The sequence below is a fragment of the Leisingera sp. S132 genome, from assembly GCF_025144465.1.
Taxonomy (GTDB): Bacteria; Pseudomonadota; Alphaproteobacteria; order Rhodobacterales; family Rhodobacteraceae; genus Leisingera.
The window spans coordinates 3,178,380-3,192,580 of record NZ_CP083553.1 but is presented as its reverse complement, the minus strand read 5'-3'; the positions used below and the strand labels follow the sequence as shown (position 1 = coordinate 3,192,580).

10 protein-coding genes are annotated in these 14,201 nt (G+C 63.8%); 7 read left to right on the top strand and 3 right to left on the bottom strand.

Going from position 1 to position 14,201, the window contains the following annotated elements; translation table 11 throughout:
* Positions 1 to 121 precede the first annotated feature (121 nt).
* On the top strand, positions 122 to 1,912 hold the full coding sequence (gene ggt, locus K3725_RS15725) for a gamma-glutamyltransferase (RefSeq protein ID WP_260016227.1): 1,791 nt from the start codon (positions 122 to 124) through the stop codon (positions 1,910 to 1,912).
* A 170-nt stretch (positions 1,913 to 2,082) separates the two neighbouring features.
* Entirely contained in the window at positions 2,083 to 3,486 is a 1,404-nt protein-coding gene (locus tag K3725_RS15720; RefSeq protein ID WP_260016226.1) for an FAD-binding oxidoreductase, read from the top strand.
* Between the two features lie 167 nt (positions 3,487 to 3,653).
* Here the strand turns inward: K3725_RS15720 and K3725_RS15715 are convergent, their stop codons facing one another.
* The 3 genes from K3725_RS15715 to K3725_RS15705 all read right to left on the bottom strand — a co-directional run bounded on the left by K3725_RS15715 (position 3,654) and on the right by K3725_RS15705 (position 6,776).
* Complete coding sequence (locus tag K3725_RS15715; RefSeq protein WP_260018624.1) at positions 3,654 to 4,916, bottom strand: glycerate kinase; 1,263 nt, start codon at positions 4,914 to 4,916, stop codon at positions 3,654 to 3,656.
* An 80-nt stretch (positions 4,917 to 4,996) separates the two neighbouring features.
* Positions 4,997 to 5,974 carry a CoA ester lyase gene (locus K3725_RS15710; protein ID WP_260016225.1) on the bottom strand — a complete coding sequence of 326 codons (978 nt, stop codon included), beginning with the start codon at positions 5,972 to 5,974 and terminating at the stop codon, positions 4,997 to 4,999.
* A gap of 187 nt (positions 5,975 to 6,161) precedes the next feature.
* The gene (locus K3725_RS15705; protein ID WP_260016224.1) at positions 6,162 to 6,776 is read right to left on the bottom strand and encodes a response regulator transcription factor; all 615 of its coding nucleotides are present in this window, start codon (positions 6,774 to 6,776) and stop codon (positions 6,162 to 6,164) included.
* A 309-nt stretch (positions 6,777 to 7,085) separates the two neighbouring features.
* On the opposite strand from K3725_RS15705, the gene K3725_RS15700 reads away from it, so the two are divergent.
* The 5 genes from K3725_RS15700 (at position 7,086) to K3725_RS15680 (ending at position 14,191) form a co-directional block, all read left to right on the top strand.
* Complete coding sequence (locus tag K3725_RS15700) at positions 7,086 to 8,336, top strand: aminotransferase (RefSeq protein ID WP_260016223.1); 1,251 nt, start codon at positions 7,086 to 7,088, stop codon at positions 8,334 to 8,336.
* A gap of 33 nt (positions 8,337 to 8,369) precedes the next feature.
* Complete coding sequence (locus tag K3725_RS15695; protein WP_260016222.1) at positions 8,370 to 9,569, top strand: malate--CoA ligase subunit beta; 1,200 nt, start codon at positions 8,370 to 8,372, stop codon at positions 9,567 to 9,569.
* Positions 9,566 to 10,459: a succinate--CoA ligase subunit alpha gene (gene sucD, locus K3725_RS15690; RefSeq protein ID WP_260016221.1), complete on the top strand. Its 894-nt coding sequence runs from the start codon at positions 9,566 to 9,568 to the stop codon at positions 10,457 to 10,459. Before K3725_RS15695 ends, sucD begins: the two co-directional genes overlap by 4 nt.
* Positions 10,460 to 10,559: 100 nt before the next feature.
* A complete protein-coding gene (locus K3725_RS15685; protein WP_260016220.1) occupies positions 10,560 to 11,531 on the top strand; it encodes a D-glycerate dehydrogenase in 972 nt (323 codons plus the stop codon).
* A complete protein-coding gene (locus tag K3725_RS15680) occupies positions 11,531 to 14,191 on the top strand; it encodes a phosphoenolpyruvate carboxylase (protein ID WP_260016219.1) in 2,661 nt (886 codons plus the stop codon). The genes K3725_RS15685 and K3725_RS15680 overlap by 1 nt, the downstream gene beginning before the upstream one ends.
* Positions 14,192 to 14,201 lie beyond the last annotated feature (10 nt).

Here is a 14,201-nt window from a genome sequence, read left to right as displayed (position 1 = left end):
TTACGTCAATAGGCATTTCCCGCACAGGGTCTTGTGCGGAGCCTTGGGGGTGTGGCGGATTGTCGCAAATCTGGATTGGTGGCAGCATTGCCGGGCAAGACGAATTCCGAAGGAGAAAATGATGCGTATTCGCTGGCAGGAAAGCCTGTATTTTTTATCCCTTGCAGCGGCATCCCCGCTCTTTGCGCAGGAGGCCGCTGATGCTGTTGCGCCCGAGGCTGCGACCGCCGGCACCTTTGAGGCGATCTCCCCGGAAGTGGCTGCCGCGTTGGAGGCCAAGGCACGCGGTGAAGCAATTGAAGCTGATAACTGGATGGTCGCTGCCGCAAACCCGCATGCGGTGGAGGCCGGTGCGGCGGTGCTGCGCGCTGGCGGCAGTGCAGCTGATGCGATGGTGGCGGTGCAGACCGTGCTGGGGCTGGTGGAGCCGCAATCCTCAGGCCTGGGCGGCGGCGCGTTTCTGGTCTGGTATGATGCTGCGACGGGCGCGCTGACCACGCTGGACGGGCGCGAAACTGCGCCGCTGGCGGCCACGCCGACCCTGTTTCAGGATGAAAACGGCGAACCGCTGCAGTTTTTCGATGCAGTTGTCGGCGGCCGGTCGGTTGGCACGCCTGGCACCCCTGCGCTGCTGGAAGAGGCCCACCGCCGCTGGGGGCGCGCCAATTGGCCGTCGCTGTTTGAGCCGGCGATCAAGCTGGCAGAGGAGGGTTTTGCCGTCTCGCCGCGTCTGGCAGCATTGGTGGCGGGGGACGCCGAGCGGCTGGTAAGCGCCCCGGCCACAGCCGCCTATTTCCTGCCGGAGGGCGAACCGGTTGCCGAGGGCGCAACCCTGTTGAACCCGGACTATGCTGCCACGCTGCGCGCGCTGGCCGAGGGCGGGGCAGGGGCGTTCTACTCCGGCCCCATCGCGGCAGAGATCGTGCGGGCGGTGACAGGTGCCGAGGGTAATCCCGGCGTGCTCTCTGCCACCGATCTGGCGCTCTATCAGGTCAAGGAACGCCCGGCGGTCTGTGCGGCCTACCGCGATTTCGAGGCTTGCGGCATGGGGCCGCCGTCCTCTGGCGCGCTGACCGTGGGGCAGATCCTGGGAATGCTGAACAGCTATGATCTGGCAGCGCTGGGCGCGGAGAGCGCCGAGGCCTGGCGGCTCATTGGCGATGCCTCACGCCTCGCCTTTGCCGACCGGGGCCGCTACATGGCGGACAGCGATTATGTGCCGGTGCCCGCCCACGGTCTGGTGGCGGCGGACTATCTTGCCAGCCGCGCCGAACTGCTGCAGGGCGATGACGCGCTGCCCGAGGTGGCGCCGGGGTCGCCGGAGTTCGACCACGCGCTGCTCGCGGATGATGAGTCCATTGAGCTGCCCTCGACCTCCCACATTTCCATCGTGGACCAGTATGGCAACGTGCTGTCGATGACCACGACAATTGAAAACGCCTTTGGCTCCCGGCTGATGGCGGGCGGGTTCCTTTTAAACAATGAGCTGACGGATTTCTCTTTCCGCACCCATGCGGACGGGGTGCCGGTTGCCAACCGGCTGGAACCGGGCAAGCGGCCGCGGTCGTCGATGGCGCCGACGATTGTTCTGAAGGACGGCAAGCCGGTGCTGGCCATCGGTTCCCCCGGCGGCAGCCGCATCATCGGCTATGTGGCCAAGTCGATCATCGCCTGGGCCGATTGGGGGATGGATATCCAAGCGGCGCTGGCGCTGCCGCATCTGGTGAACCGTTTTGGCACCTATGACGTGGAAGCGGGCACCAGCGCCGAAGGCCTGTCGGAGGCGCTGACGGGGATGGGGTATGAGGTGAACATGCGTGACCTCACTTCTGGCGTCCATGCGATTGAGATTGGTGACAGCCTGAAAGGCGCGGCAGACCCAAGGCGTGAGGGGATTGCGCTGGGCGGTTAACTGAACTGGCTCGCTGAGAGACTTGGCTGCGCTTGCCTTGCGGCAGGCGCAGCCTTGACCTTGAAACAGGATCTACCAGCTACTGGGTATTGCCCGGCGGTAAGAGCGGCGCGTAGGTTAACAGGTGAATTGTTCCGGGGCGCCGCGCCCCGCTGCCAGGGGAGGCCGCCATGGTCCAAGCCACATCACTGCCGCGCAACGAGGCTGGGATTGCTGCCGCCATCGATGCGCTTACCGAGCAGTTCGGCGACCGGCTGCAGACCGGCCAGGCGATCTGCGAGCAGCATGGCCACACCACCACCTGGATTACCAACCAGGCGCCGGATGCGGTGGTCTTTCCCGCCACCACGCGTGAGGTGTCGGAGATCGTCACGGTCTGCGCCGAATACGGCGTGCCGGTCATTCCCTTCGGCACCGGCACCTCGCTGGAGGGGCATGTGAACGCCCCCGCAGGCGGCATCTGCGTTGACATGATGCGGATGCACCAGATCATCGCGGTCCATGCAGAGGATCTGGACGTGGTGGTGCAGCCCGGCGTCACGCGCGAGCAGCTCAATACCTACCTGCGCGACCAGGGCCTGTTCTTCCCCATCGACCCGGGCGCCAATGCTTCGCTTGGCGGCATGGCGGCCACCCGCGCCTCCGGCACCAACGCGGTGCGCTATGGCACCATGAAGGACAACGTGCTGGGATTGGAGGCGGTGATGGCCGATGGCGCCGTGATCCGCACCGCGCAGCGGGCCAAGAAATCCTCCGCTGGTTACGATCTCACCCGCCTTCTGGTCGGCAGCGAGGGCACATTGGGCCTGATCACCGAACTGACCCTGAAACTGCAGGGTATCCCGGAGGCGATCCGCTCCGCCCGCTGTTCTTTCCGCACGGTGGATGAAGCCTGCCGCGCGGTGATGATGACCATCCAATACGGCATTCCCGTTGCCCGCATTGAGCTGCTGGACGAGATGAGCGTGCGTGCCGCCAATGCCTATTCCGGCCTCGACTTGCCGGAAACGCCGCTTTTGCTGCTGGAATTCCATGGCTCGGAGGCAGGCGTGGTGGAACAGTCGGACATGTTTGCCTCCATCGCGGAGGAATTCGGCGGCTTTGACATCGCTGCCACCTCGACAGCGGAAGAGCGCAGCAAGCTCTGGCAGGCGCGCCACGACATGTACTGGGCCTGCCTGCAGCTGCGCCCGGGTGCCAAGGGGATTTCCACCGATGTCTGCGTGCCAATCTCCAAGTTGGCGGAATGCGTCGGAAAGTCCCGGGAGAAGGCCGAGAGCATGGGGCTTCTGGCGCCAATGGTCGGCCATGTGGGCGACGGCAATTTCCATGCGCTCCTGCTGATCGACATGGACAGCGACCTCGAACGCCAGAAGGCGGACGAGTACATCGGCTGGCTCAACGAGATGGCGATAGAGATGGACGGCACCTGCACCGGCGAGCACGGTATCGGCCAGGGCAAGCGCCCCTATCTGCAGCAGGAACTGGGCGAGGCCACCCGTTACATGGCCGCGATCAAGGCGGCGCTGGACCCCGACAACATCATGAACCCCGGCAAAATCGTCGAGATGTAGGCGGCCTGCCTCCGTTCCGTGCAGGGCGGGCGGCGGAAATCCCGCCCGGAAAGTTCTCCTGCGGCAGAGGATTGTGCTGCGCCATGAAAACACCTTAGCCTGCTCTCAGGTTGATCCGGATATGGCTGGCCGCTCAGCAAAGCTGCAGGCGGGCGTCGCTTACAAGGTTAGTCTGGCAGCCTCAGGAAAACTTGGACATCGGCCACATTGGTGCCGGTGCCGCCGGTGATCAGCAACGCATCCGCAGCCTTCAGCGCGGCATGGCTGTCATTGTTGGCAAGCAGCGCGTCCGGGTCCTGACCGGCAGTCCTGATGGCCTGCCAGGTGGCGGGGGTCGCGATGCCGCCTGCGGCGTCGGTCGGGCCGTCGCGCCCGTCGGTGCCGCCGGAGAGAAACAGCCAGTCGCCGCCCAGCCGTTCCGCGCCCAGTTTGGCGACTCGCAGAGCCAGCTCCTGGTTGCGCCCGCCCAGGCCGGTGCCGCGGAGCTGAACTGTGGTTTCACCGCCGAAGATGAGCGCGACCGGTTTGTCCTTGGGGGCGGTTTCCGCCGCTTTTACAACAGTTTCAGCGGCCTCTGCCACATCACCCACCAGCCGGTGCGACACCAGCTTGGGGCTCCAGTATTCAGCGGCAGCGGCCATCATCGCCTTGAGGCTGTGGCGGTTGGAGCCGATCAAAGTGTTGACGGCGGGCGGCGGGGTTTCCTTGACCTCTTCAGCCATGCTGAGATGGGTCCTGACGGCGTTCGGGGCACTGTCCCAGATACCTGCGCGCTGCAGGATTTCCCGCGCTTGGGCGCGGGTGCCGATGGGGGCCACGGTGGGGCCGGAGGCGATGGCGCGCAGGTCGTCGCCGATCACGTCCGACAGGATATAGGCCTGCACCCGGGCTGGCGCGGCGTGGCGCAGCATTCCGCCGCCTTTGGTGTCCGACAGCTGCTGGCGGATCAGGTTCATCTCGTTGATCTCGAGCCCGGAGGCGAGCAGCAGCTTGTTCACGGCTGCCTTGTCCGCCAGCGTCAGGCCGGGGGCGGGGGCCACCATCAGGGCCGAGCCGCCGCCGGAAATCAGCGCAACCAGCCGGTCATCCGGGCCGAGAGAACGCGCCAGTTCTATGGCTGCCTGACCTGCTGCAGCGCTCTTTTCGTCCGGCACCGGGTGACTGCCGCAGAGGACAGTGGCACCAGAAATTTCGGTGTAGTTTTCTGGGTTTGTGATGACCAGAGACTGGTCCGCGTCCGGGATTAGCGCCAGCGCTTCGCGCATCATCGGTATGGCGGCCTTGCCCACTGCCAGCAGCACATTCCTGCCGCCTTCGGGGAGGGGGGAGAGCGGGGAAGACGCCAACTGGGCGCGCAGGGCTTTGGCCGGGTCTGCCCGGTCGACAGCGGCCTGGAACAGGGCCTTGGCGGTGGTCAGCAATCCGGTCATCTGCATCTCTCTGGCATAGCGGCGATCAGCCGCCCCAGCCATTGCCGGGGCGGCCTAAGGTCTTGAAAGCAGTCGGCGGCTTAGTTGCCGGCGATCTGCTTGGCCTTTTCCACCAGCACTTCTGCCTGACGGATCGAGGCATAGTCAATCAGGCGGCCATCCAGCGACACCGCGCCCTTACCGGCCGCTTCAGCTTCGGCCATCGCTTCCAGGATGCGGTGCGCCTTGGTGATTTCCGCGTCCGACGGCGACATCACCTCGTTGGCCAGTTCGATCTGGCTGGGGTGGATCGCCCATTTGCCCTCGCAGCCCAGCACAGCGGCGCGTTTTGCGGCGGCCTTGTAGCCTTCCTTGTCCTGGAAATCGCCGAACGGGCCGTCAATCGGGCGCAGGCCATTGGCGCGCGCGGCCACCACCATGCGGGCCAGGGCGTAGTGCCACATGTCGCCCCAGTGCACGTCGCGGGAGCCGTCTGCAGCCGGGTCGGTCAGCACCGAGTAATCCGGGTTCACGCCGCCGATGATGGTGGTGCGGGCACGGGTCGAGGCGGCATAGTCGGCAACGCCGAAATGCAGCGATTCATTGCGCTTGGAGGCTGCGGCAATTTCACTCACGTTCTGCATGCCAAGTGCGGTCTCGATGATGTGCTCGAAGCCGATCCGCTTCTTGTATCCCTTGGCGTCTTCGATCTGGGTGACCAGCATGTCGACGGCGTAAACATCGGCGGCGGTGCCGACTTTGGGAACCATGATCAGGTCAAGGCGTTCGCCTGCCTGTTCAACAACATCGACCACATCGCGGTACATGTAGTGGGTGTCGAGACCGTTGATTCGGACTGACATGGATTTGTTGCCCCAGTCGATGTCGTTCAGGGCTTCAATGATGTTCTTTCGGGCCTGGTCTTTCTCGTCCGGGGCAACCGCGTCTTCGAGATCAAGAAAGATCACGTCGACGTCGGATTTCGCAGCTTTTTCAAACATTTGGGGCTGGGATCCGGGGATTGCCAGCTCGCTGCGGTTCAGGCGGCCAGGGGCCTGTTCGATGGTATGAAACGACATGGGTGCGCTCCTCATTCGCAATGGGGTTTCGTCCTCTCCTCCCTAGCCATTCCTCATCAGACAGTTTCCTGTCAAGAAAAAAGTTTTCATTTAAATACATTCGCGCGGGAGCGCGCCCGCGCGTCGCGCCCTCGCGTGCGTACGCGTGTGCGTGCCCGCGTGCGAGGCGCTGGGCGGCAATCCGGGGTCATTCCTCCAGGCTGAAATCGCCCCTGGCGGCGCGGTTGGCGTAGTAGAACGCGATTGCCTGGGCGCGGTTCTTGACCGAGAGTTTTTCGTAGAGGTTCGACAGGTGGAATTTCACCGTGTTGGTCGAGATTTCCAGCTCCTTGCTGAGCTCCTTGTTGGTGAGCCCCTTGGACAGCGCCTCGAGCATGGTGCGCTCGCGGCGCGACAGCTGCTCAATCGGATCAGTCTGCAGGCCGCGGACGTCGAGGAAGGGAAACACCATCTTGCCCGCGGCCACGGCCAGGCAGGTGTCCAAAAGCCCGTCGACGGCGCTGGAACGCGGCGCAAAGCCGGCGGCGCCTGCGCTCATCGCCTTGCGCGGGACGTCGCCGCTGCCGTCGGCATAGACCACCAGCCGCGGCGCGTTGGCCTGGTCGCGCAGCACTTCGATCAGCTTGGCGCCGCCAAGCGCGGGCAAGTTCCAGTCGATGATCCCGACCTGAACCGGCACCCGCATCACGGTTCCGAGGAAGCCTTCGGCGGTGGCGGAAGTGGCGACCAGCGAGAATCGCGGGTCCTTTTCGAAGATCTCGGACATGGCCGACAGCACCAGCGGATTTGCGTCAGCAAGCATGACCGATATCGGGGAAACTTTGTCGCTTATAGGAGGCATTTGGTGCCCTTATGTTAAAACTACCCAAACGGGCGGGGTCATTTTCGGTATGCAACGGTATTTTTACCAGTATGGGTAGGTTTCTTGCCACCCATTTAGATACCCAAAAGCAGGATATAGGAATGTTGCGGGTTTTGTCGACCTAGGTTTTCCTAGCGTTAACAGATGTTGACCCACAGGAAACAAACCTTCCCACAGCGAAGATCGCGGCAAAGAAGGCCCGTGACCTCCGGCGCATCGCCGAAACGACAACAGCGAGGCCTGACCCCGATGACTGACCCCACGATCTTTCCCAGCCTGGAAATCCCGGAAACCTTGGCCGCTGGCCCCGGGCCGGGCAATACCGACCCCCGCGTGCTGCAGGCCTTTGCCAACACCGGCCTGGCTGACCACATGCAGGCGGACGTGCTGCGCGGCATGATCGAGTGCAAGCAGATGCTGCGCGATCTGTGGGGCACCGCCAACACCTACACCTACGGCGTCGGCGGCACCGGCTTCTCCGGCCTGGACTGCATGCTGAACGCAATCCTGCCGGGCGATACCGTGGTTGCCTTCCAGAACGGCACCTTCTCCGGCATCGACGCGATGACCATCCGCATGAAGGCCGCCACCCGCGAGGAGCTGGCCGCTGACGCGATGAACCCGCAGCCGGCCTCCGTCACCGTGGTGGACGTGCCGCACGGCGAGTCGGTGTCAGGCAAACTAGTGGAGCAGGTGCTGGCTGAGAAGAAGCCCAAGTGGGCCTTCATGGCGCATTGGGAAACCGGCTCGGGCCGCATCAATGACCTCAAGGGGTTCTCGGATGCCTGTGTGAAGCACGGCGTGATGGGCCTGATCGACGCAGTGTCGTCGCTGGGCATCGAAGATTTCTCGATCGACGATTACCCGGGCGTTGCCGGCTGGGCGTCCTGCCCGCAGAAGGGCGTGCTGTGCCTGCCGCTGACCTATGCGCCTGTGTCTTTCACCGACCAGTACATCCAGACCGTGCGCGAGAACGGCTGCCATTCCTATGTTCACAATCCGATCCTGGAGGCCCGCCACTGGGGCATCGTGGACGGCCAGGACGTTGCCGCCGGCACCTACCACCGCACGCATTCCGGTTATGCGGTCGCGGCCTTCCACGAGGCGCTGCGCATCACCCTGCAGCATGGCCGCGCCCAGAAGGCCCGCGACTATGCCTTCCACGAGAAGGCGCTGCGCGACGCTGTGACCGCCATGGGTTGCAACGTGACCAGCAACATGACCAGCCTGGTGGTTCTGAACCTGCCCGGTGCCCTGGCGGGCCGCGAAAAGGAACTGGTGGGCAACTGCCGGGCCGTTGGCTTCGGCATCTGGCCGACCCTGTCGGAACCGGTGCAGGTCCGCATCGGCATCCTGAACCAGATCACCCCGGCGGCCATCACCGACATCGTTAACCGCTTTGGCAAGGCAATGAACGATATGGGTGCCAAGGTCGACATGGAGGCGATCAACGCCCTGCTCGACAAGCATTACGCACCGGAACTGGAACCGGCTGAGTAATAGAATTCCGACATCCATGAGGAGGAGAGGACCATGGATATCCACGAGTATCAGGCCAAGGAAGTTCTGAGCAACTTCGGTGTGACGGTTCCGCCCGGCGCACTGGCCTACAGCCCCGAGCAGGCGGCCTACCGCGCGCGGGAACTGGGCGGCGACAAATGGATCGTCAAGGCTCAGGTTCACGCAGGCGGCCGCGGCAAGGCGGGCGGCGTCAAGCTGTGCAATTCGGAAGCCGAGATCTATGAGGCGACTGAGAACCTGTTCGGCAAAAAGCTGGTGACCCACCAGACCGGCCCCGAAGGCAAAGGCATCTACCGTGTCTACGTCGAGGGCGCGGTGCCGATTGCCCGCGAGATCTACCTGGGTTTTGTGCTGGACCGCTCCAGCCAGCGGGTGATGATCGTTGCCTCCTCTGAGGGCGGCATGGAGATTGAGGAGATCTCTGCCGAGCGGCCCGAGTCCATCGTGCGATCGACCGTTGAGCCGGCCGTTGGCCTGCAGGACTTCCAGGCGCGCGAGATCGCGTTTGCCCTGGGCATCGAACCGGCGATGACGCAGCAGATGGTGCGCACGCTCAAGGGCTGCTACCAGGCGTTTTCCGAACTGGACGCCACCATGGTTGAGATCAACCCGCTGGTGGTCACCTCGGACAACCGGGTCATCGCGCTGGACGCCAAGATGACCTTTGACGACAACGCCCTGTTCCGCCACCCGCAGATCGCAGAGCTGCGCGACAAGTCCCAGGAAGATCCGCGCGAAGCCCGCGCCGCCGACCGCGGCCTGTCCTATGTCGGCCTGGAAGGCAACATCGGCTGTATCGTGAATGGCGCCGGTTTGGCGATGGCGACCATGGACACCATCAAGCTGGCCGGCGGCGAGCCTGCCAACTTCCTGGACATCGGCGGCGGGGCAACCCCGGAACGGGTCGCCAAGGCGTTCCGTCTGGTGATGTCCGACAGCAATGTGCAGGCGGTTCTGGTCAACATCTTCGCCGGCATCAACCGCTGCGACTGGGTGGCCGAAGGTGTTGTGCAGGCGCTGCGTGAAGTTGAGGTTGACGTGCCGGTAGTGGTGCGTCTGGCGGGCACCAATGTGGAGGAAGGCCAAAAGATCCTGGCCCAGTCCGGCCTGCCGTTGATCCGTGCAACCTCGCTGATGGAAGCCGCAGAGCGGGCCGTCGGCGCCTGGAAAAACGACCTTGATCAAAACACCCGTGTGAGGGCCGTCAAATGAGCATCCTTCTTGATCGCGAAAGCCGTGTCATTGTCCAGGGCATCACCGGCAAGATTGCCCGGTTCCACACCAAGGACATGATCGAATACGGAACCAACGTTGTTGGCGGCGTGGTGCCGGGCAAGGGCGGCGAGACCGTCGAGGGCGTGCCGGTCTTCAACACTGTGAAAGAAGCGGTGGAGGCCACTGGCGCCAATGCCTCGCTGGTGTTTGTTCCGCCGCCGTTTGCAGCCGACTCCATCATGGAAGCGGCGGATGCGGGCATCAAATACTGTGTCTGCATCACCGACGGCATCCCGGCCCAGGACATGATCCGCGTGAAGCGCTACATGTACCGCTATCCCAAGGACAAGCGGATGATCCTGACCGGGCCGAACTGCGCGGGCACCATCTCGCCGGGCAAGGCGCTGCTGGGCATCATGCCGGGCCATATCTACCTGCCAGGCACCGTGGGTATCATCGGCCGTTCGGGCACCCTAGGCTATGAAGCAGCGGCGCAGCTGAAAGAGCTGGGCCTGGGGGTTTCCACCTCTGTGGGCATCGGCGGCGACCCGATCAACGGCTCCTCCTTCAAGGACATCCTTGAATGGTTCGAGCAGGATCCGGAAACCGAGGTCATTGCGATGATCGGTGAAATCGGCGGCCCGCAGGAAGCGGAAGCGGCGGATTACATCAAGAACCACGTGACCAAGCCGGTTGTTGCCTATGTCGCGGGTCTGACCGCACCCAAGGGCCGCACCATGGGCCACGCGGGCGCGATCATCTCGGCCTTCGGTGAGTCCGCCTCCGAGAAGGTGGAAATCCTGTCGGCGGCTGGCGTGACCGTTGCCGAAAACCCCGCCGTGATCGGTGAAACCATCGCAAGCGTCATGAAAAAGAACGCCGCCTGATCCAGCCCTGGATCAGGTGCGACGCTCCACCCCTGGCCCGGGGCAATGGCGGGGGTGGAGCGCATTTTTAATAGCACAAGCACGTCAGGGAGATGACACCATGGCAAAGCCGAAGGTACTGGTGACCCGCCGCTGGCCCGCCGCAGTTGAGGCGCAGCTTTCTGAAACTTTTGATGCTGTGCTGAACACGGGCGACAAGCCGCTGAGTGAGGATGAACTGCGCGAAGCGATGACGTCTTATGACGCGGTGCTGCCGACCGTCACTGACAAGATTTCCGCCAGGGCGTTTGACATCGCAAAGCCGCAGGCCCGGATTCTGGCCAATTACGGCGTCGGCTACTCCCACATTGATATGCATGGGGCCGCCGGCCACGGAATGACTGTGACCAACACCCCGGATGTGCTGAGCGAATGCACTGCTGACATCGCCATGACCCTTATGCTGATGGTGGCCCGCCGGGCTGGCGAGGGCGAGCGCGAGCTGCGCGCCGGCGAGTGGACCGGCTGGCGCCCGACCCATCTGGTCGGCACCAAGGTTTCGGGCAAGACGCTGGGCATCGTTGGCTTTGGCCGCATCGGCCAGGAAATGGCGCGGCGTGCCCACCACGGGTTCGGCATGAAGATCGTGGTGCAAAACCGTTCGCGCGTGTCGCCAGACGTTCTGGCCCGCTACAATGCAACCCAGGCCGACAGCTTGGAAGATCTGATGCCGCAGTGCGATTTCGTTTCGCTGCATTGTCCCGGCGGGCCTGCCAACCGGCATCTGATCAATACCCGGATGCTGAACCTGATGAAGCCCGATGCATTCCTTATTAATACCGCCCGCGGCGAGGTGATCGACGAACTGGCCCTGTCCCGTGCCCTGTGGTTCGAAACCATTGGCGGTGCTGCGCTGGACGTTTTTGACGGCGAGCCGCGCATCAACCCGGACCTGCTGGATTGCGAAAACCTGGTGATGCTGCCGCACCTGGGCAGTGCCACCCGGGAGGCGCGCGAAGCGATGGGCTACCGTGTGCTGGATAACCTGACTGACTTCTTTGCAGGGCGCGAGCCGCGTGACCGGGTGATGTAATGGGAAACCCGGCGGAAACCACTCAAGCGGTGTTCGAAGATACGGGTTATGCCACCGAACTGCGCACCGAACTGCAAACGCTCTGGCTGGATGTCCTGCGCCAGCGCGCGCCGGAAGTGGCAAAACGTGCCACCGGTGAGTCTCCTTGGAACCTGTCGGACGGTCAGCCCGCGACTGCTTACATGCAGGCCTTCAACATCTGGTTCCAGCTGCTGAAGATCGTCGAGGAAAACGCCGCCATGCGCGACCGCCGCATGGCGGAAACGCAGGACGGGCCGGAAGTGGTCGAGGGCAGCTTTGCCCGCGCGCTGGATCTGGCCGGGGAACTGGCAACGCCTGAGCGTCTGCAGGAGGTCGCCAGCCAGTTTTCCATCGGCCCGACCCTGACCGCGCATCCAACCGAAGCCAAGCGTGTCACCATCCTGGAAATCCATCGCCGCATCTACCGCGGGCTGGTGTCGCTGGAAGCCAAGCGCTGGACCCCGCGCGAGCGCGCTGATCTGCTGGCGGACCTGCGATCCGAAATCGACCTGTTGTGGATGACGGGCGAGCTGCGCCGCGACCGGCCCAGCCTGCAGGATGAAATCCAATGGGGGCTGCAGTTCTTCCGTGATAGCCTGTTTGATGCCGTGCCGCAGCTGTTTGAGCGCTACATCGCAGCAGCCGGGCCGTGGCTGGGCGACAGTGCCGACGCGCCATGCCTCAAATTCCATTCCTGGATCGGCGGCGATCGCGACGGCAACCCGAATGTGACGGTGGAGGCCACGGCGGCAGCGCTGACCGCGAACCGTGCGGCAATCCTGAAACGCTACCAGAAAAAGCTGACCACCGCGGCGGAGAGGATTTCCATTTCGGCGGCGGTGTTTGCCTTGCCGGACAGCGCCTCTGCCCGGCTGGCAAAGGTCATTGCCGCGGCGCCCGGTACCGCGGCGCTGTCTGCCCGCAATCCGGGTGAAGTCTTCCGCCAAGCGCTGACTGCAATTCTGGTGCGGATCAAGGCCACCGCGGCGGAGGAAACCGGCGCCTACAAACATCTGGGGGACTTCGTTGCCGACCTGACAGAAGTGGAAGAGGCGCTGGAGGAAATCGGCGCGCACCGGTTGGCCGCCCGCTATGTGCGGCCGATCCGCTGGCAGGCGGATGTCTTTGGCTTCCGCACGGTGACGCTGGATATCCGCCAGAATTCCACCGTGACAACCCAAACACTGACCGAGATCTGGGCACGGTCCGGCGCAGTGCCGGACTTCGGCAGTCCCGAATGGTCGGCGCGGTTGCGTAAGGAATTGGGCAGCGCCTCGCTTCCTTATATGACTCCGGATGAGCTGAGCCCGCAAAGCGGTGAACTGCTGAAGCTCTTGCGGCTGATGCGTGATGCAGGGGCGGGCGAGGACCCGCAGGCGATGGGGCCGTTCATTCTGTCGATGACCCGTTCCACCGATGATCTGCTGGGGGTCTACCTGCTGGCGCGCTATGCGGGCTTCGGGGCTGAAAAAGCCGCGCTCAAGGTGGTGCCCCTGTTTGAAACCATCGGCGACCTACGCGCGGCCCCAAGCATTCTTGACGGGCTGCTGGATGTTCCTTTTGCCCGCCGTTCGCTGAAGTCCAGTGACAACCGGATCGAGGTGATGCTGGGCTATTCCGACAGCAACAAGGACGGAGGTTTCCTCTGCTCCACCTGGGAGCTGGAAAAGGCGCAGCGCCTGATCACCCGCACCCTGGCATCGCACCGGATGAAGCCGGTGTTCTTCCACGGACGCGGCGGTTCGGTCTCCCGCGGCGGCGCACCTGCGGAGCGCGCCATTGCCGCACAGTCCGCAGGCACCATCGCGGGCCGGATGCGGATCACCGAACAGGGCGAGGTTGTCAGTTCGAAATACGCCAACCGCGGCACTGCCCTGCATCAACTGGAGCTGATGGCGTCCTCGGTGCTGCGCCACTCGCTGCAAGAAGACACGCCGCCGGTAAACCCGGAATTCGATGACGCGTTCGAGGCGCTCGCAGGGATGTCACAGGCGGCCTATTCCAACCTGCTGAACGCACAGGGTTTCCTGGACTATTTCCAGCAGGCCAGCCCGGTGGAAGAGCTGGCCATGCTCAAGATCGGCTCGCGCCCTGCGCGCCGTTTCGGCGCCGGGTCGCTGGACGACCTGCGCGCAATTCCCTGGGTCTTTGCCTGGTCGCAGAACCGCCACATGATCACCGGCTGGTACGGTTTCGGCTCGGCGGTTGCCAGCTTCCGCAAGTTCCGCGGCGCGCGCGGCGATGCGGTGCTGCAGGACATGTTCGCGGGCTCGCCGCTGTTCCGCCTGGTGGTGGACGAGGTCGAAAAGACCCTGCTGCAAAGCGACATGGAGATTGCAGCTGACTACGCAACGCTGGTGCAGGACGCTGAAATCCGGGAGCGCATCTTTGGCTCCATCCGCAAGGAGTATCAGCTTGCCTGCGAGGCGATCCTGTTCCTCACCGGAGACAGCAGCCTGTCCCAGCGGTTCCCGCGCCTGCGCGCCCGCTTTGGCCGTGTCGAAAACATGCTGCGCGAAATTCACAAAACCCAAGTGCGCCTCCTGCGGGAAGAGCGCGCCCGGAAATCTTCAACAGTGCCGGTCCCGCTGATGCAGTCGATGAACTGCGTTGCCGCGGGCCTTGGCTGGACTGGATAAACAGGAGCCC